Origin of the sequence: Nocardioides flavescens (assembly GCF_009823805.1) — a bacterium.
Taxonomy (GTDB): domain Bacteria; phylum Actinomycetota; class Actinomycetes; order Propionibacteriales; family Nocardioidaceae; genus Nocardioides; species Nocardioides flavescens.
This window is the reverse complement of sequence record NZ_WUEK01000004.1, coordinates 303914-328127: the sequence shown is the minus strand read 5'-3', so window position 1 is coordinate 328127 and position 24214 is coordinate 303914. Positions and strand designations below refer to the sequence as shown.

At 72.6% G+C, this 24214-nt stretch carries 23 protein-coding genes; 5 read left to right on the top strand and 18 right to left on the bottom strand.

Annotation, left to right across the window (positions count from 1 at the left end; all coding sequences use genetic code 11):
• Positions 1-82 precede the first annotated feature (82 nt).
• The 7 genes from ahcY to GRQ65_RS08550 all read right to left on the bottom strand — a co-directional run bounded on the left by ahcY (position 83) and on the right by GRQ65_RS08550 (position 6821).
• Positions 83-1513 carry an adenosylhomocysteinase gene (ahcY, locus tag GRQ65_RS08580; RefSeq protein ID WP_160877183.1) on the bottom strand — a complete coding sequence of 477 codons (1431 nt, stop codon included), beginning with the start codon at positions 1511-1513 and terminating at the stop codon, positions 83-85.
• A 142-nt stretch (positions 1514-1655) separates the two neighbouring features.
• The gene (locus tag GRQ65_RS08575) at positions 1656-2630 is read right to left on the bottom strand and encodes a DUF808 domain-containing protein (protein WP_160877181.1); all 975 of its coding nucleotides are present in this window, start codon (positions 2628-2630) and stop codon (positions 1656-1658) included.
• A gap of 10 nt (positions 2631-2640) precedes the next feature.
• Positions 2641-3780: an acyltransferase family protein gene (locus GRQ65_RS08570; protein WP_160877179.1), complete on the bottom strand. Its 1140-nt coding sequence runs from the start codon at positions 3778-3780 to the stop codon at positions 2641-2643.
• 51 nt (positions 3781-3831) lie between these two features.
• The gene (locus tag GRQ65_RS08565; RefSeq protein WP_160877177.1) at positions 3832-4863 is read right to left on the bottom strand and encodes an SIS domain-containing protein; all 1032 of its coding nucleotides are present in this window, start codon (positions 4861-4863) and stop codon (positions 3832-3834) included.
• Positions 4863-5045, bottom strand: coding sequence for a Trm112 family protein (locus tag GRQ65_RS08560; RefSeq protein WP_160877175.1), 183 nt, complete (start codon positions 5043-5045; stop codon positions 4863-4865). The genes GRQ65_RS08565 and GRQ65_RS08560 overlap by 1 nt, the downstream gene beginning before the upstream one ends.
• A gap of 26 nt (positions 5046-5071) precedes the next feature.
• Positions 5072-6439 carry a phosphomannomutase/phosphoglucomutase gene (locus GRQ65_RS08555; protein ID WP_160877173.1) on the bottom strand — a complete coding sequence of 456 codons (1368 nt, stop codon included), beginning with the start codon at positions 6437-6439 and terminating at the stop codon, positions 5072-5074.
• A gap of 10 nt (positions 6440-6449) precedes the next feature.
• Positions 6450-6821 carry a DUF3499 family protein gene (locus GRQ65_RS08550; protein ID WP_160877171.1) on the bottom strand — a complete coding sequence of 124 codons (372 nt, stop codon included), beginning with the start codon at positions 6819-6821 and terminating at the stop codon, positions 6450-6452.
• Positions 6822-6883: 62 nt separating this feature from the next.
• Between GRQ65_RS08550 and GRQ65_RS08545 the strand changes: the two genes are divergently transcribed.
• Positions 6884-7324: a metallopeptidase family protein gene (locus tag GRQ65_RS08545; RefSeq protein WP_337191574.1), complete on the top strand. Its 441-nt coding sequence runs from the start codon at positions 6884-6886 to the stop codon at positions 7322-7324.
• Between the two features lie 15 nt (positions 7325-7339).
• Here the strand turns inward: GRQ65_RS08545 and GRQ65_RS08540 are convergent, their stop codons facing one another.
• From GRQ65_RS08540 to GRQ65_RS08530, 3 genes are all read right to left on the bottom strand, one after another.
• Positions 7340-8719 carry a DUF5719 family protein gene (locus tag GRQ65_RS08540; protein WP_160877169.1) on the bottom strand — a complete coding sequence of 460 codons (1380 nt, stop codon included), beginning with the start codon at positions 8717-8719 and terminating at the stop codon, positions 7340-7342.
• On the bottom strand, positions 8716-11658 hold the full coding sequence (locus tag GRQ65_RS08535) for a glycosyltransferase (RefSeq protein ID WP_160877167.1): 2943 nt from the start codon (positions 11656-11658) through the stop codon (positions 8716-8718). Before GRQ65_RS08535 ends, GRQ65_RS08540 begins: the two co-directional genes overlap by 4 nt.
• Before the next feature lie 87 nt (positions 11659-11745).
• Entirely contained in the window at positions 11746-12000 is a 255-nt protein-coding gene (locus GRQ65_RS08530) for a WhiB family transcriptional regulator (RefSeq protein ID WP_160877165.1), read from the bottom strand.
• Between the two features lie 305 nt (positions 12001-12305).
• On the opposite strand from GRQ65_RS08530, the gene cofD reads away from it, so the two are divergent.
• Genes cofD through GRQ65_RS08515 form a run of 3 tightly spaced genes read left to right on the top strand, consistent with a single transcriptional unit; the run spans position 12306 to position 15152 of the window.
• Positions 12306-13376 carry a 2-phospho-L-lactate transferase gene (cofD, locus tag GRQ65_RS08525; RefSeq protein ID WP_160877163.1) on the top strand — a complete coding sequence of 357 codons (1071 nt, stop codon included), beginning with the start codon at positions 12306-12308 and terminating at the stop codon, positions 13374-13376.
• Entirely contained in the window at positions 13373-14341 is a 969-nt protein-coding gene (cofE, locus tag GRQ65_RS08520; RefSeq protein ID WP_160877161.1) for a coenzyme F420-0:L-glutamate ligase, read from the top strand. The genes cofD and cofE overlap by 4 nt, the downstream gene beginning before the upstream one ends.
• A gap of 46 nt (positions 14342-14387) precedes the next feature.
• Entirely contained in the window at positions 14388-15152 is a 765-nt protein-coding gene (locus GRQ65_RS08515; protein ID WP_160877159.1) for a DUF3105 domain-containing protein, read from the top strand.
• A gap of 125 nt (positions 15153-15277) precedes the next feature.
• Here the strand turns inward: GRQ65_RS08515 and GRQ65_RS08510 are convergent, their stop codons facing one another.
• Entirely contained in the window at positions 15278-16375 is a 1098-nt protein-coding gene (locus GRQ65_RS08510; RefSeq protein WP_160877157.1) for a mannose-1-phosphate guanylyltransferase, read from the bottom strand.
• A gap of 34 nt (positions 16376-16409) precedes the next feature.
• Here GRQ65_RS08510 and GRQ65_RS08505 point away from each other — a divergent pair, with 34 nt between their 5' ends.
• The gene (locus GRQ65_RS08505) at positions 16410-17162 is read left to right on the top strand and encodes a TIGR03089 family protein (RefSeq protein ID WP_237448006.1); all 753 of its coding nucleotides are present in this window, start codon (positions 16410-16412) and stop codon (positions 17160-17162) included.
• On the opposite strand, the gene GRQ65_RS08500 is transcribed toward GRQ65_RS08505, so the two are convergent.
• The 7 genes from GRQ65_RS08500 to GRQ65_RS08470 all read right to left on the bottom strand — a co-directional run bounded on the left by GRQ65_RS08500 (position 17094) and on the right by GRQ65_RS08470 (position 24195).
• A complete protein-coding gene (locus GRQ65_RS08500; RefSeq protein ID WP_160877153.1) occupies positions 17094-17336 on the bottom strand; it encodes a hypothetical protein in 243 nt (80 codons plus the stop codon). The two genes, GRQ65_RS08505 and GRQ65_RS08500, sit on opposite strands and share 69 nt — an antisense overlap.
• 244 nt (positions 17337-17580) lie before the next feature.
• Positions 17581-18342 carry an ABC transporter ATP-binding protein gene (locus GRQ65_RS08495; RefSeq protein WP_160877151.1) on the bottom strand — a complete coding sequence of 254 codons (762 nt, stop codon included), beginning with the start codon at positions 18340-18342 and terminating at the stop codon, positions 17581-17583.
• A 1-nt stretch (position 18343) separates the two neighbouring features.
• On the bottom strand, positions 18344-19282 hold the full coding sequence (locus GRQ65_RS08490; protein WP_160877149.1) for an ABC transporter permease: 939 nt from the start codon (positions 19280-19282) through the stop codon (positions 18344-18346).
• A complete protein-coding gene (locus GRQ65_RS08485; protein WP_160877147.1) occupies positions 19279-21324 on the bottom strand; it encodes a glycosyltransferase in 2046 nt (681 codons plus the stop codon). Before GRQ65_RS08485 ends, GRQ65_RS08490 begins: the two co-directional genes overlap by 4 nt.
• Complete coding sequence (gene glf, locus GRQ65_RS08480; RefSeq protein ID WP_160877145.1) at positions 21321-22523, bottom strand: UDP-galactopyranose mutase; 1203 nt, start codon at positions 22521-22523, stop codon at positions 21321-21323. The genes GRQ65_RS08485 and glf overlap by 4 nt, the downstream gene beginning before the upstream one ends.
• An 11-nt stretch (positions 22524-22534) precedes the next feature.
• A complete protein-coding gene (locus GRQ65_RS08475) occupies positions 22535-23317 on the bottom strand; it encodes a YqjF family protein (protein WP_337191573.1) in 783 nt (260 codons plus the stop codon).
• Between the two features lie 26 nt (positions 23318-23343).
• A complete protein-coding gene (locus tag GRQ65_RS08470; RefSeq protein WP_439331851.1) occupies positions 23344-24195 on the bottom strand; it encodes a glycosyltransferase family 2 protein in 852 nt (283 codons plus the stop codon).
• Between the last annotated feature and the right edge of the window lie 19 nt (positions 24196-24214).

The window sequence follows — 24214 nt, the reverse complement described above, 5'->3', positions numbered from 1 at the left end:
GGTGCGCGGCCCCGAAATGCACGGCGACCCGGGCCGATCGGCCCGGGTCGCGGTGGTGGAGCGGTGAGGGTGGAGCTGAGCCTCAGTAGCGGTACTGGTCGGCCTTGTAGGGGCCGGCCACCGGCACGCCGAGGTAGGAGGCCTGCGACTCGGTGAGCTCGGTGAGGCGCACGCCGAGGGCGTCGAGGTGGAGGCGGGCGACCTCCTCGTCGAGGTGCTTCGGGAGCACGTAGACGCCGACGGGGTACTCCTCGGGCTTGGTGAAGATCTCGATCTGCGCGAGCACCTGGTTGGTGAACGAGTTCGACATGACGAACGACGGGTGGCCGGTCGCGTTGCCGAGGTTCATCAGGCGGCCCTCGGAGAGGACGATGATCGCCTTGTCGCCGGGGAAGGTCCACACGTCGACCTGCGGCTTGACGTTCTTGCGCACGACGCCGTCGTAGGACTCGAGGCCGGCCATGTCGATCTCGTTGTCGAAGTGGCCGATGTTGCCCAGGATCGCGTTGTGCTTCATCTTCGTCATCTGCTCGACGGAGACGACGTCCTTGTTGCCGGTCGCGGTGATGATGATGTCGGCGATGTCGAGGACGTTGTCGAGGGTGTCGACCTGGTAGCCGTCCATCGCGGCCTGCAGCGCGCAGATCGGGTCGATCTCGGTGACGATGACGCGGGCACCCTGGCCGCGCAGCGACTCCGCGCAGCCCTTGCCGACGTCGCCGTAGCCGCAGACGACCGCGACCTTGCCGCCGATGAGCACGTCGGTGGCGCGGTTGATGCCGTCGATGAGCGAGTGGCGGCAGCCGTACTTGTTGTCGAACTTCGACTTGGTGACCGAGTCGTTGACGTTGATGGCCGGGAAGAGCAGCGAGCCCTCCTTCATCATGTCGTAGAGGCGCAGCACACCGGTGGTGGTCTCCTCGGTGACGCCCTTGATCTCGCCGGCGATGGGCGTCCAGCGCTCCTTGGTCTCGGCGAAGGAGGCGTTGAGGACGTCGAAGATGACCTTCTGCTCGTGGCTGGTGGCCGAGGCGGGGTCGGGCGCGATGCCGGACTTCTCCATCTCGACACCGAGGTGGACGAGCAGGGTGGCGTCGCCACCGTCGTCGAGGATCATGTTGGCGAACTCGCCGCCGGGCCACTGCAGGATCTGGGTGGTGCACCACCAGTACTCCTCCAGGGACTCGCCCTTCCAGGCGAAGACCGGGACGCCGGCGGGCGCGTCGACCGTGCCCTCGGGGCCCACGACGACCGCGGCAGCGGCGTGGTCCTGGGTCGAGAAGATGTTGCAGGACGCCCAGCGCACCTCGGCGCCGAGCGCGACCAGCGTCTCGATGAGCACGGCGGTCTGGATGGTCATGTGCAGCGAGCCGGCAATCTTGGCGCCCGCGAGCGGCTTGGCGTCGCCGTAGCGCTCGCGCATCGCCATCAGGCCGGGCATCTCGTGCTCGGCGAGGGTGATCTCGGTGCGGCCGTAGTCGGCCAGAGAGAGGTCGGCGACCTTGAAGTCCATCGGGTGTCTCCTCAGACGGTGGAGTCAGGTCTGCGCCGCGCATCTGCGCGTCTTGGGATCTCCCACGCGGACCCGTCAAGCCTAGGACGCACGCCGAGGGAAGGCTGAATCCTCGACGATCCCCGACGATCCCCGAGCGCCGTCAGTGCGCGGTGGTCTCGTCCTGCGCGTTGCCGTGACCAGCCCCGTGGTGGCCGCCGCCGAACGGCAGCCGGTGGACCACCGCGAGCACGACGGCTCCCCAGACGATGCCGATCATGGCGGAGGCGCCGGTGTTGACCAGCCAGCCGAGCACCGCGCCGGCGGCGCCGGTGGCCTCGTGCACGGCCTCCTCCCAGTGGTGGACCGTGTCGTAGGGCCAGTGCCAGCCGACCTCGGCGCTGTTGACCAGGAGGATGTGGCCGCCCACCCAGAGCATCGCGGCGATGCCGACCACCGAGATCACGGCGAGCAGCCGCGGCATCGCCTTGACCATCCCGAGGCCGATCCGCTTCGACGCGGCGGAGTCGCGCTCGGCGAGGCGCAGGCCGACGTCGTCCATCTTCACGATCAGGCCCACGACGCCGTAGACCAGCACGGTGATGGCCACGGCCACCACGAGCAGGATCAGCGCCCGCGGCACGATCGCCTCGTCGGCAACCTCGTTGAGGGCGATCACCATGATCTCGGCGGACAGGATGAAGTCGGTGCGCACGGCGCTGGAGACCAGCGCCTGCTCGGCCTCGGCACCGGTCTCGGCGGCCATCGCCTTCGGCTCGTGGCCCCGGATGCGCTCCCAGACCTTCTCGGCACCCTCGTAGGCGAGGTAGGTCCCGCCCAGCATCAGGATCACCGGCAGCAGCCACGGGGCGAACTGGCTGAGCAGCAGGGCCGCCGGGAGGATGAACAGGATCTTGTTGCGCAACGAGCCGACCGCGATCTTGCGGATGATCGGCAGCTCGCGCTCGGCCGCGACGCCCGCGACGTACTGCGGGGTGACCGCGGTGTCGTCGACGACGACACCCGCCGCCTTCGCGCTCGCCCGCCCCGCGGCCGCGGCCACGTCGTCGACGGAGGCCGCGGCGAGGCGCGCCAGGGTGGCGACGTCGTCCAGCAGCCCGAACAGCCCAGCGCTCATGGACCGAACGCTAGTGGGTGCGCCGGCCGGTCGACGCCGGCTCCGCCTCGGTGGCGGTCTCGATCGCCGCCGCGATCCGGTCGGTCTGCTCGGGGGCGTCGGCGAGGGCGACGGCCTGCTTCACGTGCTTCTCGGCGTAGGCGAAGGGGTCGACGGCGTGGTTGAGCACCGTGGCGACCGGCGGCCAGGCCAGCACCATGGCGAGCACGGCCGCCCCGAGGGTCGTGACGACGAGGGCGATGGCGTAGTGGTCCTCGGCCCACGACATGTAGCCGGAGTAGGCCAGGCCCTTCACGAAGAACCCGTGGAAGAGGTAGACGACCAGGGTCGCGGCGCCCATGGCGGTGAACCAGCCGCGCACCCGCGGGACGAGGGCGTAGAACGCGAACGCACCCAGGCACCCGATCACGAGCAGCGCCGCGCGTGTGATGACTGCGCGGGTCTCGCTCACGTCGAGCTCGCCGTAGTTGGAGCGGTAGTAGAGCCACTCGGTGGAGGCCAGCTGCTCGGTCCAGGTCGTCAGGACCGCGATGGCGAGGAAGACCAGCACGGCGGCGGTGCGCACGCGGGGCGTGCGCAGCCGCTCGAGGTTGTCCTGGGTGGCGTGCAGACCGAGCACGAAGAACGGCAGCAGCCCCGAGACGCGCGCCAGGTCGAGGGTGTTGCCGGCGTAGGCGCCCGCGACGAGGCTGATCAGCACGGCCAGCCCGATCGCGACCGGGCCGGGCATCGCCTTGAAGACCGGCGTCGCGAGGCGCCAGAAGAAGAGCGCCGAGAGGTACCACATCGGCCAGTGCGGGTCCTTGAACAGGTTCTCGAGCTGCTCGCCGCCGACGTAGACGCGGAACAGCGCGATCGCGCACTCGAAGACGATGTAGGGCACGACGACGGTGCGCACCAGCTGCCACATCCGGGTGCGGGTGTAGGCGAAGGAGCGCGAGAGGTAGCCGGTGACGAAGACGAAGGCCGGCACGTGCCAGGCGTAGAGGAAGTCGTAGAGGTGGGTGGTCACCGCGTTGAACGGCAGCAGCGTCCAGGAGTGCCCGACGACGACCAGCAGCACCAGCGCCATCTTGGCGTTGTCGAACCACGGGTCGCGCTGCTTCACCGTCGTCCCGGCCGCCGCGGCCGGTGCCTGTGTCGTCGCCACCCCGGAGGAGTACCCGTCCGGGCGAGGCGGCCAAACCAGAGGCTCGTCGACCTACTCCTCGACCAGCCCGACGCGGAGGTACTCCGCGGCGTAGGTGCCGGACAGCAGCAGGGAGGCGTAGCGCGCCACGTCGGTCGACGCCTCGGTGCTGACCGTCTCCACGCGTACGCCTCGGCTCGAGGCGGCGGCGAGGAGCCGGCCGCGCTGTTCGCGCACCACGGCGTCCTCGGAGCCGTCCTCGAGGACGACCAGGACCGGGCGCAGCTCGGCGGGCGTGTCCGAGAAGGGGTCGTCGAAGACGTCGCGCTGGCGCGCGGCCTCGAGCACCGGGATCACCTGCTCGACGTCGCCCGAGAGCGCCCCGCGCCCGCTGGCGCGACGGATCGACTCGGCGACGCGTCGCGCAGCCCGGGCCGCCAGGACGCTGCCGCCCCAGACGACGGGGTTGGCGTCGGCGAGGGCGATCGCCAGCATCTTGGCGGGGTTGACCGCGAGGTCCCGGTGCGGCGAGCAGCTGATGGCGACCTCGTCGAGGGCCTCGGCGACCCGGTCGGGGTCGGCCTCGGGGCCGAGGTGGACCCGGTCGAGGAAGTCGAGCATGACCACGGCGGTCGCGAGCTGGTCGTGGGTCGCCACCGGCAGCACGGTGCTGTAGCGACCGGCCGCGTGCTCGGCGACCATCGAGGTCGGCGGGCAGGCCACGACCACCTGGCAACCGCGGCGCACGGCCTCCGCGACAGCGGAGGCCGTGCCCGTGTCCGAGCCGTCGGGCGCGAGCACGATGACGAGGTCCAGGCTGCCCGCCCAGCCCGGCAGGGCCGGGCCAGGCCAGGCGACGAACGGCACCGGGCAGGACGGCTCCAGGACCGCGCGCAGCAGGCGGGAGTCCGGGCCGGCCGCGATGACGGCGCGGGGCCGGGCCATCTCCTGCGCCCGCTCCACGCCCTCGCTCAGCGCTGTGGCGGCCTCACCCGCCTCGCGGCGCACGCGCGCGCCCGACTCCGCGAGCGTGCGCAGCCGGAGGTCGGCGGCGGCCAGCGCTGAGGAGTCGTCCAACCGCGACTCGTCGAACCAGGTGCCCATCAGTCGGGCCGTCGCGCCTCGTCGACCAGGAGCACGGGGATGTCGTCGCGCACGGGGTAGGCCAGGCCGCACTGCTGGCACACCAGCTCGCCGCCGGCGGCGGTCTCGACGGGCGAGAGGTCACCGTGGCAGTCGGGGCAGACGATGATCGCGAGGAGCTCCTCGGACAGGTTGAGCGGCATGACGCCTCCTGGGTGGGGGTGCGGGATCAGGGCTGACGGATGAGAGCGAGGACCTCGTCGCGCACCCGCTCCATCGTGGGCAGGTCGCGGCCCTCGACGTTGAGGCGCAGCAGCGGCTCGGTGTTGGAGGGCCGGACGTTGAAGGACCAGTCGGCGTGGCTGACGGTGAGCCCGTCGAGACGGTCGAGCTCGACGCCCGGCTGCCCGTCGTACGTCGTGACGAGGCGCTCGGTCACCGTCGCGACGTCGGCGACCTCGGAGTTGACCTCGCCGCTGAGCGGGTAGGGGTCGAACTCGGCCATCAGCTGCGAGAGCGGCGCGTCGGTCTCGGAGAGGGCGGCGAGGGCGTGGAGGGCGGCGAGCATGCCGGAGTCGGCGCGCCAGAAGTCGCGGAAGTAGAAGTGACCGCTGTGCTCGCCGCCGAAGACCGCGTCGGTCTCGGCCATCGTCGCCTTGATGAAGGAGTGGCCCACCCGGGTGCGGACGGGGCGGCCGCCGAGCCGCTCGACCAGCTCGGGCACGGCCCGGCTGGTGATGAGGTTGTGGATCACGACGGCGCCGGGGTCCTTGGCCAGCTCGCGCTGGGCGATCAGCCCGGTGAGCGCGCTCGGCGAGACCGCGACACCGCGCTCGTCGACGAGGAAGCAGCGGTCGGCGTCGCCGTCGAAGGCGAGGCCGATGTCGGCGCCCTCGGCGACGACGCGCTCCTGCAGGTCGCGCAGGTTGGCCGGCTCGATGGGGTTGGCCTCGTGGTGCGGGAAGGTGCCGTCGAGCTCGAAGTACATGGGCACCAGCTCGACCTGGTCGCGAGGCAGCCGGTCGAAGACGGCAGGCGCGGTGTGCCCGGCCATGCCGTTGCCGGCGTCGGCGACGACCTTGAGCCGGCGCGAGCCGGTCAACGGGGCGAGCGCGAGCAGGTGGGCGGCGTAGGCGTCGAGCAGGTCGTGCTCGCGGATGTCGCCCAGCGGGGCGGTGCCCGCGGCCCGCGGCTCCAGGACCAGGTCGCGGATCTCGGTCAGCCCCGACTCGGTGCCGAGCGGCACGGCGTTGGCCCGGCACATCTTGATGCCGTTGTAGGCCGCCGGGTTGTGGCTGGCGGTGAACATGGCGCCGGCGAGGCCGAGGTGGCCGGAGGCGAAGTAGAGCATGTCGGTCGAGGCGAGCCCGATCATCACGACGTCGGCACCGGCCTCGGAGGCCCCGGCGGCGAAGGCGCCGGCCAGGTCGGGCGAGGTGGGCCGCATGTCGTGGCCGACGACCACCTCGCGCGCACCGGTCACCTGCACGTGGGCACGCCCGACCGCACGGGCCAGCTCGGTGTCGATCTGCTCGGGCGCCAGCCCGCGGACGTCGTAGGCCTTGAAGACGGCGTGCACGGTGGCGGGGTCGACCATGCGGCGAACCCTACTGAGCGTCGTCGTGGGTGAGCATCCTCAGGTGACCCCGGCGCCCGGTCTCACGGCTGCCCTGCTCCCCCGCCGGCGCTGCGACGGGCCGGGCCACGGGTCGCGCGGCCTCCCGGACCGCGTCGGCCAGCGCGAGCAGGTCGTCGTCGGACGGCGGGCGCGGGGACAGGTCGCTGGCCAGGCGCAGGACCTCCCAGCCGCGGGGCGCGGAGAGACGCTCGCTGTGCACGCCGCACAGGTCGTAGGCGTGCGGCTCGGCGTACGTCGCGAGCGGGCCGAGGACCGCGGTCTGGTCGGCGTAGACGTAGGTGAGCGTGGCGACCGCAGGTCGGTCGCACGCGGTGCGCGAGCAGCGCCGGGCAGGACTCACCCGGCGAACCTACCTCCGGGCGCACTCGGCTCGCGCCAGGCGCGCGCACTACCCTCCTTCGCGTGGAGGAGAGCCCGACCGCGCGGCCCCGTCGACGCGACCGCCGGGGGCGCGGGATGCGCGGCCCGGCGGTGGTCCCCCGCTCCCCCGGCACCCCCGAGCGACGCACGCGCCGCGAGCGCTTCGACGAGCTCGCGCTCGGCATCGTCACGAGTGTCGACCGGCGTTGGCAGGACCGCCTCGGCCTCGTGGAGTACGCCGTCGAGGACGCCCCGCAGGTGCCCGACGACTGGACGTCCGACCAGGTGCCGCTCTCCTCACTCGTGCGCGGCAGCGGCGCGACCCCGACCCGGCTGGTGATCTTCCGCCGCCCGATCGAGCACCGGGCGGAGTCGCGCACCGACCTCGAGGCGCTGCTGCTGACCGTGGTGGTCGAGCAGGTCGCCGAGCTGCTCGGGCTCGACCCCGAGCAGGTCGACCCGCGCTACGCCGACGACGACTGAGGACCGGCCCGAGGATCAGGGGACGCCGGGGCGGACCGCCGGCACCCGGCTGGTCAGCACCGGTTCGCGCAGAGCGACCGCGGCCGCGCCCGAACCGTCGGCCGCGCTCACCAGGGCGACGGCGTGCACGCCCGTGCGCTCGGCCGTGACGGTGACGAGCGCCGTGCCGGCGGGCAGGGCCACGTCGCCGCCCGCCCCGGGGCTGAGCTCGACGCGCTGGCGGTCGAGCTGGCGCCCGCCCGCGGCGTACGCCGACACGGTGGCGACGCCCACGGCGTCGGGCCCCGCGAGGAGCAGCCGGGCCGTGCCGTCGGGCAGCACCGCCGCCGAGGTGTCATGGAGCGACGGTGTCGGCGCGGCGAGGGTGAGGTCGCCGCCGACGCGCTGGCGCAGGCCCGCGCTCACCGGCCCGGTCGAGGTCACGAGGAGTCCGGTGGCCCCCTGGGCGGTCGCGTCGGCGAGCACGTCGTCGAGCGAGACGGTGGCGGTGCCGCCCGGCGGCACCCGCACGGGCTCGACGCCCGACGGCGCGAAGGTCGCGGTGGGCGAGACGACCTGGAGCTCGGCGCGCACCTCGTCGTCGCCGGGGTTGGCGAGCACGAGGGTGCGCTCGCCGCTGCCGCCGACGAGGCCGAGCAGCAGGTTGGACGAGGAGGGCTCGGCCTGGCCGGGCAGCCAGTCCTGCGTGTTCGCCCCGGCCCCGAGCTCGTCGTAGCGGTCGACCACCTGGGCCGCGAGCCGGCCGCGTCCGGTGACCACCTCGAGGGCGAGGTCGCCGCGGCGGGGGACGATCGCTCCGAGGTCGAAGGTGGCCGAGGAGCCGCCGGGCACGGTCACGCCGCGCAGCGCGGGCACGTCGAGCTCGCCGTCGGGCGAGAGGACCGTGACGTCGGCGACGGCGGGGCCGCTGTCGGGGTTGACCAGCTCGAGCACGGAGTCGTGGGTGGCGTCGGCACCGACGCCGGTGAACCACGCGCGGGGCTGCGGCGGGGCGCAGTCGGTCGCGGCGAGCGGGGCGCTGGCCGAGCGGGTCGCGAGCAGGCCCGGCGCGAGGGCGCCGGAGCCGGAGACCACGAACGCCGACCCGTCGCCGGCGGCCGGGGTGGCGACGCGCCCCGAGCGCAGGCGCAGCGGGGTGGTCGCGGCGCCGAGCCCGACCGTGACCTCACCGTCGACGGCTCCGTCGGAGCCCGCGAGGCTGGTGATCCCCGCACCGCCGGTCGACTCCGTGCCCGGCAGAGCGGAGGGACACACGACGAGCGCGCTGGCCAGCGGCGCGTCCACGGGCGCCTCGCGACCCGGCTGCGAGCGGTCCGGGTGGAGCAGGAGCAGCGCGAGGGCGCAGACGACGGGCAGCACGACCGCCAACACCACGTCGGCTCCCGGGCGCCTCATCGGGTCCCCCGCCCGGTGGAGGGTGCGCACAGCACCAGCAGGGCCAGCACCGCGAGGCCCTGGAGCACCAGCAGCCCGACCCGCAGCCACGACCGCGGCCCGTCGAGGTCCTGTGCCGAGAGCGGCCGGTCGACCTGCCAGGCCCGGGTGCTGCGGTCCTCGGCGCTCGCCTGGACCAGGCCGGTGGTGGCGTCGAGCGAGGCCGCGACCTCGCCGTCGGCGGGCGAGGGGAGCACGACGTACTCGATGCCCTGGCGGGCCAGGGCGTCCACCGCGTCGGGGCTCGGGCGCGCGGTCAGCGACTGCACGAGTGCGGTGAAGCCGCTCAGCCTGGTGTCGTCGGGCGCCAGCGCCAGCACCTCGTCCTCCCCCGTGGTCACGCCGTCGCCGCGGCGCACGGTCCAGGTCAGTCCGTCGTCGAGGGTGCCGCGGACGACGAGGATGCCGTGCTCGGGACCCTCCTCGCTGCTCTGCACCATGTACGCCGGGATGCCGCCGTCGGTGTCGTCACCCAGCTCGTCGCCGCCGTCGGCGACCCACCAGGCGAGTCCGGCGAGCGGCGCGACGCTCGCGGCGACCACGAGCACCGCCGCCCCGATCCGGGCCGCGCCGCGGGGGGCCGTCAGCCCGAGGGAGCCGAGCACGACCGCGGTGACGAGCGCGCCCTGCGCGAGGACCACCAGGAACGCGAGCCCGGGCGGGGTCGACAGCGCGGCCAGGTCGAGGCGCACCGCGCCGAGCGCGACGGCGACGACCACGGCGAGCAGGGCCACGACCCAGCAGATCAGCACGGGGATGCGGGTGCGTCGCGGCACGAGCGCGAGGACGGCGAGCACCGGCACGACCACGCCGAGCCACCACGGCGCACCGAGGTCGTGGAAGCGGCCGAGGGCGAGCTCGAGCCCGTCCGGCGCGGGCACCGGCCAGCGCCCGGCGTCGAGCAGCAGTCCGGGGCCGGCGCCGTGGATCAGCGCGGGGACCCACCACGGGGAGAGGACGACCGGGACCACCGCGAGCGCGACGAGCGGCGGACCCCAGGCCGAGCGGTCGCGGCCGATGCCGGGCAGCAGGGTGAGCGCGAGGACCACGACCACGAGCCCGACCAGTGCGGCGACCAGCCAGGCGACCGGTGTGCAGGCGGTGACGAGAGCGAGCAGCAGGCCCGTGCGCCAGCCGGCGCGCCAGCGGCGGTCGGCCTCCGGGTCGGCGAAGCCGAGTGCCGCGTGGGCGAGCCAGGGCAGCAGCGCGGCGGCCGCGACCGGGCCGATGCGGCCCTGGCCCCAGGCGCCGGAGACGACCGGCACGACGGCGTACGTCGTCGCGCCCCACAGGATCAGCCAGCGGTTCGCACCGCGCGGCGTGGCGAGGCGACCCGTGACCCGCAGGAACCGCCAGGCGCCCCAGAGGGCGAACGGCACGGCCAGCACCAGCACGGCCGAGACCGCCGCCACCGGGCTGCCGCCCAGCGCGGTGGCGAGCACGGCGAGCGGCGCGACGTACGGCGGGGCCGGCACCGCGGTGCCGAGACCGAGCTCGTGCCAGGAGTCGAGGTGCAGCGCCCACAGGTCGCCGAGGGCCTCGGGCGCGGGCGAGAGCCCCGGCCCGGCCACCCGGCCGAGCGCACTGCGCGAGGCGACGAGCACCGCCACGACGACGAGGGCGAGCAGCACGGCGACGGGGTTGGTGAGGAAGCGCGCCACCAGCCCGGTGTCCTCGGCCATCTCGTCGTCGCTGTCGCTGCCGCCGACCTCGCGCTCGCGGCGCAGTGCGGCGAACGACGAGGGGTCGGCCTCGGCGGCGGCCGCCCGGCGCCGGTCGGCGACGTCGGCGGCCTGCTGGGTCAGCGCCGTGCCGAGGTCGGCGACCGCGTCGAGGGCGTGGCGGTAGGGCAGCCAGCGCGGGGCCAGCAGCGCTCGCTCGACCTCCGGGTCGACGGTGGCGGCGGCGCGCCGAGCGCGCCGGGCCGCACGCAGCTCGCCCGGGTGCCCCACGACGGAGACGTACGCCGCGAGGTCGTCGAGCGCCTGACCCGGGGCGCGGACCGCGACGAAGCCGACCATCCGCACCAGCGTGCCGACGAGCAGCCGTCCGAAGCGCAGCCACCACCACCGAGACCGACTGTTGGCGAGCAGCGTGAAGAGCGCGGCGCGGCGCTCCTGGTAGTGCGTGTGCCGTCCGGTGAGCGGTGTGCGCCGCTGGCCGCGGTGCGCGGCCTCCGCGTGGAAGACGACCGCCTGGGGCACGACGACGGTGCGGTGGCCGGCGGCCGCCGCGCGCCAGCCGAAGTCGAGGTCGTTGCCGAAGATCGGCAGCTCCTCGTCGAGACCGCCGAGGGCGTCGAGCACCCGGCGGCGCACCAGCATCCCGGCGGTGTTGACGGCCAGGACGGGACGGATCTCGGAGTACTGGCCCTGGTCGTACTCACCGCGCTCGAGACCGGTCTCGCGTCGTCCGGTGCCCGAGATCGTGACCCCGAGCTCGAGCAGCCGCTTCAGCGAGGGCCACTCGCGCAGCATCGGGCCCAGGACGTCGGCCTGCGGGTACTCGGCAGCGCCCGCGAGCAGGGCGAGCAGCGCCTCGGGATGGGGGCTCGCGTCGTCGTGCAGCACCCAGACCCACTCGGTGGGCTCGACTCCCTCGGTCCGGGCCTGCGCGTCGAGGTGGGCCAGCCCCGCGGAGAGAGCGGCGGGGAAGGACGTGCTCGAGGCGGCCGTGACGACGGCGTCGTCGCCGAGGGCCGCCCGCAGCAGCGCGGGCGAGTCGTCCTTGCTGCCGGTGTCGACCGCGGCGACGCGCGCCACGGGGGCGAGCTGGGCGGCCAGCCCGTCGAGCACGGTCGGGAGCCAGCGCGCCCCGTCGTGGCTGACGAGCACCACCGAGACGTCCTCGCGGGCCTGCTCCGCCTCCGGCGTACGACGGGCACGGGAGCTGGGCGACACGGTGGACCACGGTAGGGGCTCGGCAGCGACGACCCGAAATGTCCGCTCCCGAAATGCGAGCGAGCCCGGGCACAGGCCCGGGCTCCCTCAGACGGCGCGCTTCTTGAGCTTGCGCCGCTCCCTCTCGGACAGTCCGCCCCAGATGCCGAACCGCTCGTCGTTCATGAGCGCCGACTCCAGGCACTCCGTGCGGACCTCGCAGGTCAGGCAGACCTTCTTGGCCTCGCGGGTGGAGCCACCCTTCTCTGGGAAGAACGCCTCGGGATCGGTCTGCGCGCACAGTGCGCGCTCCTGCCATCCCGCGTCGTCGGTGTCCGGTTCGAGCAAGAACAGATCTCGCACGGCGTTCGCCTACTTTCGACCCTTGTCATTCGACCCTTGTGTGTCCCGCCCCCGGGGGTTGGGGCGCGGGGCGAAGCTCGACCCGGTCGTTCGACCCTTCGACCGCGTGTCGCTGCCCCTGCGTACCCGATTCGCACGGTAACGACACATGTGGAATTACATGCCTGTCGTACCCGTCTGGTCAAGCCCACTTCTGATATGGCACCCTCGCGCGGACCGAGGACTGTCCGATCGGTCAGTGCGGCATGGCCCGGGTGGGTGACCCGCACGGTGCGGGGCCGCCGTCGTGCGTCAGGCTGGGAGGCATGTCCGGCCCCGACTCCCCCACCCCGATCTCGCGCACCGCCTCGCGCCCGATCTCCCGCATCACGGTCCTCTCCGGAGGCATGGGCGGCGCGAAGTTCCTGCAGGGTCTCCTCCACGGCATCCGCACCGCGGCGCTGCCCGAGGTGGCCCCCGATGCCGTCGTGACCGTGGTCGCCAACACCGCCGACGACATCTGGGTGCACGGCCTCAAGGTCTGCCCCGACCTCGACACCGTGATGTACACCCTCGGCGACGGCATCGACCTCGAGCGCGGCTGGGGCCGGCGCGAGGAGACCTGGAGCGTGCGCACCGAGCTCGCGGAGTACGGCGTGGAGCCGACCTGGTTCGGCCTCGGCGACCGCGACGTGGCGACCCACCTCGTGCGCACCCAGATGCTCGAGGCGGGCTACCCGCTCTCCCAGGTCACCGAGGCGCTGTGCCGTCGCTGGCTGGCCCCCACCTGGGGCGCGAGCCTGCGCCTGCTCCCGATGACCGACGACCGGGTCGAGACCCACGTCGCGATCGCCGACGCCGATTCCCCGAGCGGCAAGCGGGTCGTGCACTTCCAGGAGTACTGGGTGCGCCTGCGCGCCTCGGTCCCGGCCGAGACCGTCGTCGCCGTCGGGATGGGCGAGTCGACCCCGGCGCCGGGGGTGCTCGAGGCGCTGACCGAGACCGACCTCGTCGTCCTGCCGCCGTCCAACCCGGTCGTCTCGGTCGGCACCATCCTCGGCGTCCCCGGCGTCCGCGAGGCGCTGGCCTCGACCGCGGCGCCCGTCGTCGGCCTCTCCCCCATCATCGGCGGCCACCACGTGCGCGGCATGGCCGAGCAGCTGCTGAGCTCCATCGGCGTCGAGGTCAGCGCCCGCGGGGTCGGGCTGCACTACGGCGCCAGGTCGGCCGGCGGCGTCCTCGACGGCTGGCTGGTCGACACCGCCGACGCCGAGCACGTCGACGAGCTGCGTGCGGCCGGGCTCGCGGCCGAGGCCGTCCCGCTGTGGATGATCGACCACGACGCCACCGCCGCGATGGCCGCGGCCGCCGTACGGCTCGCACGGCCCGCGCGGTGAGCGGCTCGCTCGGCGTCGTCGCCCCCGACGGCGTGCCCGAGGTGCGGCCCGGCGACGACCTCGTCGCCCTCGTGGTCGCGGCCTTCCCGCAGATCGCCGACGGCGACGTCGTCGTCGTGACCAGCAAGGTGGTCAGCAAGGCCGAGGGGCGCCTGGTGCCGGGCTCCGACCGCGCCGCCGTCCTGCCGGCCGAGACCGAGCGCGTCGTCGCGCGGCGCGGACCGACGACCATCGTCCGCACCCGCACCGGTCTCACGATGGCCGCGGCCGGCATCGACAACTCCAACGTCGAGGCCGGCACCCTCGCGCTGCTGCCGCTCGACCCCGACGCCTCGGCCCGCGCACTGCGCCGCGCCCTCGCCGAGCGCACCGGGCGCAACGTCGGCGTCGTGGTCACCGACACCGCAGGCCGGGCGTGGCGCACCGGGCAGACCGACATCGCGATCGGCGCCGCAGGCCTCGTCGTCATCGACGACCACGCGGGCCGCACCGACGCCTACGGCAACCCGCTGGCCGTGACCGCCCCCGCGGTCGCCGACGAGCTCGCCTCCGCCGCCGAGCTCGTCCTCGGCAAGCTCACCGCCCGGCCGTTCGCCCTGGTGCGCGGACGCGGCGACCTCGTGCTCCCGCGTGGCCTCGACGGCACCGGGGCGAAGGCGCTCGTGCGCCCCGAGGGCGAGGACCTGTTCGGCTACGGCGCCCGCGAGGCCGTCGTACGCGCGCTGGCCGGGCGACCCGAGGACCGTGCGCCGTTCGGCGCCCCCGCCGCGCTGGAGGAGGTCGCCGCCGCCGTCGAGCTCGTCACCGGCACGTCGCCCCGGCGGCACGACGGCGCGCTCGTGTGCACCGACGACCCGCGACTGCCGGCGCTGGCGATGGCCCACGGGTGGGTCGTCGACGTGCTGGTCGGCAGCGTTACCCACTCCGCCCCCGCCGAAACCACGATCCGACCGGCCACTCCGTAGACTTCCACCGCTCGTCTCCCATCGACCACCCGAGGTGCTCGCTCCCGTGGCCAAGAAGCCCGCCAAGTCCAGCCGTCAGGCGGTCATCGACGACCTCCGCCGCAAGCAGAAGAGCGGTGAGCGCCGTCGCGGCTTCGCCATCGTCGGCGTCTGCGTGCTCGTGGCGGCACTGATCGTCGCCGCCGCGGCGTACCGCCCGGTCAAGAGCTGGTGGGACCTGCGGCAGTACGAGGACCTCGCGCTCTCCGACATCGGCGGTCCGGCCTCGTCGTGCCAGAAGGTCGAGACGATCCAGGCCGACGGCAACCAGGACCACGTCCCGACCGGCACCCAGGTCACCTACGACCACGCCCCGCCGGCGTTCGGCGCCCACTGGAACGAGGCCAACGTCGCGCCCGCGCCGTTCAACCGGAAGTTCTACACGACCAAGGACCGTCCCGAGCTCGAGTCGCTCGTGCACAACCTCGAGCACGGCTACACGATCCTCTGGTACGACCAGACCGCGGCCGACGACAGCGGCACGATGAGCCAGATCGAGGCGCTCGCCGACAAGTTCCGCGCCAGCGACGACAACTTCCGCTTCAAGTTCATCGCCGCCCCCTGGACCGCCGAGGACGAGAAGGAGTCCGGGAAGTTCCCCGACGGCGACCACATCGCCATGACGCACTGGTCGGCCGGCGGCTCGGGCGAGACCGACACCTCCAAGCAGGTCGGCGCTTTCCAGTACTGCTCCGAGCCCAGCGGTGCCGCGCTCGAGACCTTCATGCGCGACTACCCCTACACCGACTCCCCCGAGCCCAACGCCCTCTGAGGCCTGGAGGCACCGCGCTCAGCGAGCGTGGTTCGAGACAGGACACCGTCCTTCCTCAACCACCGCCGCCGGTGGTTGAGGAGGGCCGCCAGGCCCGTCTCGAAACCACCTCGACCACCGAAGGGCTAGGTGAGGTCGGCGCGGCCCGCGCTCTTGAGGGCCGCGACGACGGCCTTGACGTCCTGCGCGCGGTCGCGGGTGGTCACGAGCAGCGCGTCGGGGGTGTCGACGACGACGACGTCGTCGAGGCCGACGACCGCGATCGGTTTGCCCGCGGCGGGCACCACGAGACCGGTGCTGTGCACGGCGGTGACGAGCGACTCGTCGCCGAGCACGACAGGCACGGCCCGGGGGCGCGGAGCGGTGCCGGCGCCGAGCAGGGCCGCCAGGGAGCTGAAGTCGCCGATGTCGTCCCAGCCGAACGACGCGGGCACGGCGGCGACGCGGCCGGCGTCGGCGGCCGGCTCGGCCACCGCGTGGTCCACGGCGATCTTGGGCAGCGTCGGCCAGACCTCCCCGATCGTGTCCGGCGCCGCGGCGAGTGCGCGGAGCGCGGCGGCGAAGTCGGGGTCGGACTCGGCGAGGAGGTCGAGCAGCACGGTCGGGCGCACGACGAACATGCCGGCGTTCCAGCGGTACTCGCCGCTAGCGAGGTAGCGGCGCGCGGTCACCTCCGACGGCTTCTCGACGAAGGACAGCACGCGGTAGCCGGAGGCGTGGCCCTCGATCGCCTCCCCGAGGTGGAGGTAGCCGAACGCCGAGCTCGGGAACGTCGGGTCGATGCCGATCGTCACGACCCAGTCCTCGCGGGCCAGCTCGGTCGCCTGGGCGACGGTGCGGCGGAAGACCTGCGGCTCCTCGATCACGTGGTCGGCCGCGAACGAGCCCATCACCGCGTCGGGGTCGCGGCGCTCGAGGAGCGCGGCGGCGTAGCCGATGGCGGCCATCGAGTCGCGCGCCGAGGGCTCGGCCACGATGGCGGAGGGGTCGAGCCCGGGCAGCTGCGCCGCGACGGCGTCGGCGTGGGAGGCGCCCGTGACGACGAGGAAGCGGTCCTCGACCAAGGGCTCGAGGCGGTCGAGGGTGCCCTGCAGCAGGGTCCGGCCCGAGCCGGTCAGGTCGCGGAGGAACTTCGGCGCCCCGGCCCGCGACAGCGGCCACAGTCGGGTGCCGGCACCGCCGGCGGGGATCACGGCCCAGAAGTGCTCGATCGGGTCAGCCATGGGCCTCACCCTAGGGTGGACCACCGTGACGACCATGGCCGACCTGCTCGCCGCCGAGCTCCGCCGTGAGCCCGGCCGCCCCTTCCTGACGTGGTACGACGAGACGACCGGCGAGCGCGTCGAGCTGTCGGTGACGACGTACGCCAACTGGGTCGCCAAGACGGCCTCGCTGCTGGTCGAGGAGCACGAGCTGGAGAAGGGCGACACGCTCCTGGTCGACCTGCCGGCGCACTGGCTCGGTCCCGTCTTCCTGGGCGCGGCCTGGAGCGCGGGGCTCGTCGTGGCGTTCCCGGCCACGGAGCCGTTCCCTGGCGCTGCCGCGCCGTCGCCCGCGGCCGTCGTGTGCGGCCCTGCGGGCCTCGACCGCTGGGCCCCGTTGGCCGACGAGCTCCCGGTGCTGGCGTGCTCGCTGCTGCCGATGGGCGTGCGGTTCGCCGAGCCGCTGCCCGCCGGCGTGCACGACGTCGGCGTCGAGGTGTGGGGTCAGCCGGACGCCTTCACGGCCTGGGACCCGCCGAGCGGTGACGACGCCGCCCTGGTCCTGGACGACGGCTCGGTGACCCAGGACGAGCTGTGGAGCCCGTGGAGCACGGCCACCGCCGGGAGGTCCTCCTCGACCGGCGGTGACCGGCTCCTCACGGTCGCGAACCCGGCTTCCCCACCAGGTGTCGCGACCTTCGTGGAGCCGCTCGTGACGGGCGGCTCGCTGGTCCTGGTCTCAGGCGCCGAGCAGCCCCGCCTCGACGCCGTGGCGCAGGCCGAGCGCACCGTCCGCCGCGTCGGCTGACTCCTGGGCCGGCCCGCCGCTGATCTCGAGCGTCGGGGCCTTCGCCGCGTGCGGAGACACCCCGACCACGTCGAGGTTGACCACCCGCGTCGCCGGGACGAGGGCGACGACCACGACACCGAGCGCCAGCAGCTGTTGGCAGGCGGTGACGAAGTGGGCGCGCGAAGGCGTCATGGGGAGTCGCTCCTGTGCGGGGGAAGTTCACACGGGTTGCAACTGTCACACGCGCACCAGGACCCCCGGAAGGGAAACTGAGTAACTACAACGCTGTAATTTCCAGTCGACACGCCGACGGACCGCAGAAAAGTCAAATTCGTCGACACAGCGTCGGACCAACGGTCCGGAGACGCCGAACGGCCGCGACGGGGATCCCGTCGCGGCCGTCCGGCGCTGCTGAGCTCTCGTGTCGAGCGCAGCCTCAGATGTCGTTGGCGTTGGCCGAGTCGTTGTCCTCGTCCTCGTCGTACTTCAGGTAGCGGATGCCGGCGCCGGCCTTGCCGTCGAAGCCGACCTCGCCCTTCTCGAGCACGATGACGCGCTCGCACATCTTGCGCACCGAGCCGGCGGAGTGGCTGACGTAGAAGAGGGTGACGCCGCTGTCGCGGACCTCTTCCATCTTCTTCATGCACTTCTTCTTGAACGGCTGGTCTCCGACGGCGAGGACCTCGTCGGCGATGAAGATGTCGCAGTCGACGTTGACGGCCACGGCGAAGCCGAGGCGGGAGAACATGCCCGAGGAGTAGTTGCCGACCGGGGTGTCGAGGAACTCCCCTACGTCGGCGAAGGCTGCGATGTCGTCGAACTTGGCCTCGGTCTCGGCGGCGGTCATGCCGAGGATGGCGGCGTTCATGTAGATGTTCTCGGTGCCGGTCATCTGCGGGTGGAACCCCGCGCCGGTGGCGATCAGCCCCGAGGCGCGGCCGCGCACACGGACGGTGCCCTCGTCGGGGCGCATGACGCCCATGATGCACTTCAGCAGCGTGCTCTTGCCACTGCCGTTGAGGCCCATGAGCCCGATGGCCTCGCCCTGCTCGACGGTGAACGAGACGTCCTTGAGGGCGTCGAAGGTGTCGCGCGTCTTCTTGCGCTTCGCCTTCGCCACCATGATCTGCTGCAAGGTGCGGGTGTAGTGACGCGAGAACGTCTTGCTGACGTTGTCGACTTCGATCGAGGTGACCATGTCAAAGACGCTCCGGAATGCGGTCGTCGAGGCGACGGAAGACCCACTGGGCGAACAGCAGGAAGAGCAGAGCGAAGCCGAGCATCGCGAAGCTGCGCTGCCACAGGTGGTCCGGGAAGTTCGCGGCGACGTCGGGGTTGAAGACTGGCCCGTCCCGGTTGGCGTCGGCGACCTCGGACGGCCCGATCGTCGTCCACCAGAAAGCGCGCTGGATGAGCAGGACGCACTCGGTCAGGGGGTTGAAGAGGTAGAGGTGGTGGAGCGTCGGGAACTCGCGGAACCGGTCCGCGACCAGGGTGTAGGGGTACATCATCGGGACGGAGAACGGCAGCATCTGCGTCAGCGTCTGGACGATGCGGGTGAGGTCGCGGAAGAGGACGTTGATCGCCGAGAACATCACCCCCATGGCCGTGCCCAGGAGGAGGACGATCACGAACGCCAGCACCGCTGCTCCGAGACCCACGAGGTCAGGCGCGAAGGAGCCGGTGGCGAGGCAGGCGATCACGAGCACGACCAGTTGCGGGCCGGTGTGGTAGAGCGAGACCAGCATCGAGGCGACCGGGAACATCTCCCGCGGCACCGGCATCTTCGACACGACGGCCTTGTTGGCCATGATCGAGCGGGTGCCGGCGTTGAACGACTCGGTGAAGAAGTGGACGATCACCATCCCCGCGAACAGGTGGATCGCGAAGTGCGGGATGTTGCCACGCTGCAGGATGATGCCGAAGACGAAGTAGAACGTGAAGAAGCGGACGGTGGGGTTGATGTAGGACCAGGCCAGCCCGAACTTGGAGCCGACGTAGCGCGCCTTGATCTCACGGCGCACCATCAGCCGCAGCAGATAGCGGTGGCTGAGGACCCGGTGCAGGCCCCCCGTGTCGCCCGGATCGCGCAACGGCTCGTGAGCGAGGTCGTGGCGCGGCGGCACGGTGGTGGTCACGCCGGCTCCTCCTGCTCGACGTCCGCACGGGCCGTCCACGGCTCGAAGGTCTTCTCCCACGTCTCCGGGGCGGTGATCGTGCCCAGCGCAGCGCGGTACTCCGCGGCGAGCTGGGGCCACTCACGCAGCAACCGCTCGTGCAGGTGCACGGTCTGGCCGAGGAGCTCTCGGTACTTCTCGGGATCGCGCCGGTAGAGCGCGGCCGAGGTGCCGTCGTTCATCGAGACCACCGCGGAGTCGTAGGACGACAGGCGGTGCCACTTCGCGTCCATCGCGCGGATCTCGGCCTCGGGGAACTCCCGGGAGAGCGGTCGCGCCGGCTTGAGGTGGCGCAGCGGCGCGAGACCGGCGGAGATCAGCGTCGAGATCCGACCGGGGACCTCGAAGGTGTCGCGGCCCTTCTTCGGCGGCTTGGTGCGCCGCACCTCGGGGAACGCCTCGCGGTCGGCGTGGAGCTGGGCATCGGTGAACTGCTTGCGGTGCGCGTTGACCTCGGCCAGCCGCGTCGGCAGCAGGTCGTGCAAGCGGTGCGGGCCGGCGAGCACGTCCTGCAGCGCCAGGTGGCGGATCTCGACGGTGGAGTACTGCATCGAGACGAGGTGAGCGATGGTGTGGTTGAGGTCCTCGCGCACCATCCGGCCGCCCCGGGGGTAGGGCGAGTGCAGCAGCGCGGCGATGAACCGGTTGCGCACGTGGAAGTAGGCCTGCCAGTCGAGCGCGTCGTTCTTGTCGGTCCACGGCACGTGCCACACGGCCGCACCGGGGAAGGTCACCGTCGGGTAGCCGGCCGCCTTGGCGCGCAGGCCGTACTCCGAGTCGTCCCACTTGATGAACAGCGGCAGCGAGAGCCCGACGTCCTCCATCACCACACGCGGGATGAGGCACATGAACCAGCCGTTGAAGTCGACGTCGACACGCTTGTGCAGCCACCGCGACGAGCGGATGTTGCGCGCCGAGAGGTCCCACTGGCTGTAGCCGTCGAGGGGGGTCTGCCACCAGAAACGCCACGGCTGCACGATCTCGCCGAAGCTGTGCAGGGAGGACTTGTTGTAGAGGCTGAACATGTGGCCGCCGACGATCGTCGGGCGGCGCGCGAGGTCGCCGAAGGTGATGGCCCGGATGATGCCCTCCGGCTCGCAGACCACGTCGTCGTCCATCATCAGCGCGTACGTCGCCGTGCCCTTGCGCACCGACTCGAGCTGACCGCGGGCGTAGCCGCCCGAGCCGCCGAGGTTGCCCTGCTCGACGATGCGCAGGGTGTCGCCGAGCGAGGCGCGCGCCTGCGCGAAGTACTCCGAGTCGGCGACCTTCTGAGTGCCCTGCTCCATGACGAGCACGGTGTCGAGGTACGGCGCGAGCCGCTCGTCCTCGCCCATCTGCGTCAGCAGCCGCGCGCAGAAGTCGGGCCGGTTCATCGTCGTGATCGCGATGTCGGCGGTGCCGTGCTCGACGCGGTCCGCGGGGACCTCGGCCGACCACTCGGCGGAGGCGATGACGGCGTCGTCGTCGCCCGCGACGACGTCGTACCAGTACCAGCCGCCGTCGACGAAGGGCTTGAGCGTCAGGTCGAACTCGAAGGTCGCGCTCGGCTCGGAGCCGGTGGTCGCCGAGTCGACGCGCTGGGCGCGACCGTTGGCCAGCGAGCGGTAGACGATCAGCGTCGCGCCGCTGCCCGAGACCTCCACGGTGAGCCGCACGGCGGTGTCGACGACCGTCCAGCGGCGCCAGTAGGAGGCCGGGAAGGCGTTGAAGTAGGTGCCGAGCGAGAGCCGCTCGCCCGAGCGGACCCGCAGCGCGGTGCGCGACTCGATCTGGTCGGGGTGGATGCCCCGCCCGGTCGAGGTGGACTGGCGGATCGCGGCGTTGTTGAGGTCCTTGGCCGCGCGGTTGCCGCCGATCTCGTACTTGTCGGCGTCGAGGTGGGCCTCCTCGGCGTCGACGTAGAGCGCGAAGACGTCGAAGTCGCGGTCCAGCGGCATGATCTGCCGCTGCAGGAGCCGCCTGCTCGTGCCGGTCCCGGCCCCGTCGGTGCTGGTGCTCATGCGTCCACTCCCCCACTGGTGAGCTGGGCGCCCTCGGCGAAGTGGGGCCGCAGCTTGTTCTCGAACATCGACAGCGCGGAACCGATCGCCATGTGCATGTCGAGGTACTTGTAGGTGCCGAGCCGGCCACCGAACAGCACGAGCGGCTCGGCCTTGGCGCGATCGCGGTAGGCGAGCAGCTTCGCCCGGTCCTCGGCGGTGTTGACCGGGTAGTAGGGCTCGTCGCCCTCCTCGGCGAAGCGGGAGTACTCGTGGACCACGATCGTCTTGCCGGGCAGGTAGGTGCGCTCGGGGTGCAGGTGCTTGAACTCGAGGATGCGGGTGTACGGCACGTCCTCGTCGTTGTAGTTGACGACGCCGGTGCCCTGGAAGTCGTCGACGTCGACGGTCTCGCGCTCGAGGTCGACGGTGCGCCACGAGAGTCGACCCTCGCTGTTGGCGAAGTACTCGTCGACCGGTCCCGTGTAGACGATCGGCACCTTCCCGGTGAACTCCTCGCGCAGGCCGTTGGACTCGTCGAGGAAGTCGGTGTCGAGGCGGACCTCGATGTTCGGGTGCTCGGCCATCCGGGTCAGCCACGCGGCGTACCCGTCGGTCGGCAGGCCCTCGTGGGTGTCGTTGAAGTAGCGGTTGTCGAAGGTGTAGCGCACCGGCAGGCGGGTGATGACGTCGGCGCTGAGCTCGCGCGGGTCGGTCTGCCACTGCTTGGCGGTGTAGCCCTTGATGAACGCCTCGTAGAGGGGGCGCCCGATCAGGCTGATCGCCTTCTCCTCGAGGTTGGTGGCGTCCAAGGTGTCGATCTCGCTGGACTGCTCGGCGATGAGCGCACGGGCCTCGTCGGGGGTGAAGCTGCGGCCGAAGAACTGGTTGATGAGCGCGAGGTTCATCGGCAGCGAGTAGACCTGGCCCTGGTACTTGCCGAAGACCCGGTGCTGGTAGTTCGTGAACGTCGTGAAGCGATTGACGTACTCCCACACCTTCTCGTTGGAGGTGTGGAAGAGGTGGGTGCCGTAGATGTGCACCTCGATGCCCGTCTCCGGGTCGATCTCGCTGTAGGCGTTGCCGCCCAGGTGCGAGCGCCGCTCCAGCACCAGCACCTTGAGGCCCAGCTCGGAGGCGCACCGCTCAGCGATCGTCAGCCCGAAGAAGCCGGAGCCGACGACCACGAGGTCGGGCCTGGACTCGCCTGCGTCTGCCACGTCGGGTGAGTCTACGGACGCGCGGGGACCTCCCCGATTCGACGCGCGCTGCGCGCGTCGTACGGCGGCCCGAAGACCGTGTGCACCCCTTCGCTGAACGCCACGTGGTCGGGCGCCCGGTCGGTCAGGCCGGGCAGGCCCACCGCGGCGACCAGCTCGTCGTCGAGGACGGCGACCTCGGCGTCGCGCAGTGGCCACGGACCGTGGCGGTTGGCGACGTAGAGGGTCCGGCCCCAGGCGTGGACGTGCAGGCCCCAGCGGCAGCTGAGGAAGTCGTCGAGCTCGGTCGCCTCCCGCTCTGCGCCGAGGCGCAGGACGACCCGGCTGCGGGCACCGCGGGTGCCGGGCCAGCGCAGCCGGGCGTCGTACGTCACCGTGTCGGCGCCGTCGGCCACCCGTCGGTCGAAGCGCATCCGGGCCCAGCGGTAGGGCAGGTTGAACACCGTGCGGGCGCCGGCCACGATCACCGACCGGTCCGTGTCCAGGCTGAGGAACACGATGCCGCGCCGACCGGTGGAGTCGACGGAGTAGAGCCGCACGTTGGTCTCGAGGAAGGTGCCGGCCCACGGCACCCCCGGACCGGTGGCGAACCCGGCGTCGACCATGCGGAAGGGCACCAGGCCGACGTAGGTGCGTCCGTCGAGCGTGTCGGGGCGCACGCCGGGCGGCATGAACCGCTCCACCTCGGCCGGGTCGACCGCCCAGTGGAGGTAGGCGAGGTCACGCCAGTCCTGGTTCATGATCACCGGGCCGCGCAGGCGCGGGGCGTCGCGGGTGATCGGCTCGACGCTCACGCCGAGGCGGTACCCGTCAGCACCCGTCAGCCCATGCGGCGCGCGTCGCGCAGCGCGCGGCGCACGTTGCGCACCTCCGCGCGCCCCCCACGCACCGGGGCGAGCGCCACGACGGCCGCGGCGATCAGCCAGGGCTTGGCCCGCACGGCGGCGTTCTCGCCGTAGCGGCGGTGCACCGCGAACAGGTTGCGGTACATGTAGTAGCCCTTCCACCCGGCGAGGTCGTGCTGCTGGTCGAAGTCGAGCTGCCGCACCAGGACCGCGTCGCGCACCGCCCAGATGCGGAACCCGGCCCGCCGGGCGCGCAGGGCGTAGTCGACGTCGTCGTAGAAGATGAAGAACGACGGGTCCGGCAGCCCGATCGCCTCGATGACGCGCCGCCGGCACATGAACCCCTCGAAGGCGACGTTCTCGACCTCGACCCGCTCGGGCATCGCGGCGCGGGTTCCGTACGTCGTCTCGACCATCGCGGTCTTGGGCTTGATGCGCAGCGGGTTGCGCAGGTCGAAGCGGACGGCGGCCTTCTCGACCAGGGCGCCGGAGGTGTCCTCGCGCACCGCCGTGAGGCAGTCCTCGTCGTTGGCCATCAGGACGCCCAGGCAGTCGGGGGCCGGGACCACGTCGTCGTCCATCAGCCAGACCCGGTCGAACCCCTGGTCGCGGGCGGCCTCGACGCCGAGGTGGAAGCCGCCGGCGCCGCCGAGGTTCTCGGCCGGGCGGATCACCTGCAGCGGCAGGTCGTCCACCGCCGCGAGGACGTCGGGGGTCTCGTCGGTGCTGGCGTTGTCGACGACGATCACAGCGTCGGGCCGGTGCTCGAGGGCCGCCAGCCCGGCCAGCATCCCGCGCAGCAGGCTCGCGCGGTTGAAGGTGACCACGACGACCGCGACGGTCTCC

Excerpts from the sequence above, each read along its gene's own strand:
- GRQ65_RS08540 (WP_160877169.1), bottom strand. The coding sequence starts at position 8,719 with ATGAGGCGCCCGGGAGCCGACGTGGTGTTGGCGGTCGTGCTGCCCGTC.
- GRQ65_RS08560 (WP_160877175.1), bottom strand. The coding sequence starts at position 5,045 with ATGCCGCTCAACCTGTCCGAGGAGCTCCTCGCGATCATCGTCTGCCCC.
- ahcY (WP_160877183.1), bottom strand. The coding sequence starts at position 1,513 with ATGGACTTCAAGGTCGCCGACCTCTCTCTGGCCGACTACGGCCGCACC.
- GRQ65_RS08485 (WP_160877147.1), bottom strand. The coding sequence starts at position 21,324 with ATGAGCACCAGCACCGACGGGGCCGGGACCGGCACGAGCAGGCGGCTC.
- GRQ65_RS08555 (WP_160877173.1), bottom strand. The coding sequence starts at position 6,439 with ATGGTCGACCCCGCCACCGTGCACGCCGTCTTCAAGGCCTACGACGTC.
- GRQ65_RS08510 (WP_160877157.1), bottom strand. The coding sequence starts at position 16,375 with ATGGCTGACCCGATCGAGCACTTCTGGGCCGTGATCCCCGCCGGCGGT.
- GRQ65_RS08575 (WP_160877181.1), bottom strand. The coding sequence starts at position 2,630 with ATGAGCGCTGGGCTGTTCGGGCTGCTGGACGACGTCGCCACCCTGGCG.
- cofD (WP_160877163.1), top strand. The coding sequence starts at position 12,306 with ATGTCCGGCCCCGACTCCCCCACCCCGATCTCGCGCACCGCCTCGCGC.
- GRQ65_RS08500 (WP_160877153.1), bottom strand. The coding sequence starts at position 17,336 with ATGACGCCTTCGCGCGCCCACTTCGTCACCGCCTGCCAACAGCTGCTG.
- GRQ65_RS08565 (WP_160877177.1), bottom strand. The coding sequence starts at position 4,863 with ATGGGCACCTGGTTCGACGAGTCGCGGTTGGACGACTCCTCAGCGCTG.
- GRQ65_RS08505 (WP_237448006.1), top strand. The coding sequence starts at position 16,410 with ATGGCCGACCTGCTCGCCGCCGAGCTCCGCCGTGAGCCCGGCCGCCCC.
- GRQ65_RS08495 (WP_160877151.1), bottom strand. The coding sequence starts at position 18,342 with ATGGTCACCTCGATCGAAGTCGACAACGTCAGCAAGACGTTCTCGCGT.